Consider the following 236-nt stretch of genomic DNA (forward strand, 5'->3'; position numbering starts at 1 on the left):
TGGTATGACTGCTTCCTGAATAGCTCACCAAGTCTGAAACCTTGTCCTTGGTCGTGTTCAAGACCTCAATCTCACTCTTCAAATCGTCCCGTGAGCTCTTTAAAGCACTATGAAGGTTTGTAAATACCTTACTTGGCAGCTTTGTATGAAGATCACCATCAATCTGGTAGTAGCCATCCTTGTACAGTAGGAGGTTAGTTGAGTAGTCATTCATCAGGTTGACCAGAGTTTGAAGA

Annotated in this window: 1 pseudogene; it reads right to left on the reverse strand. The window is 42.8% G+C overall.

The features are described 5' to 3' along the window. Positions 1–214, reverse strand: a pseudogene (locus ADH52_RS11405) (hypothetical protein); the annotation flags it as partial. Between the last annotated feature and the right edge of the window lie 22 nt (positions 215–236).

This window comes from Streptococcus pseudopneumoniae, assembly GCF_001072665.1.
GTDB lineage: Bacteria > Bacillota > Bacilli > Lactobacillales > Streptococcaceae > Streptococcus > Streptococcus pseudopneumoniae_S.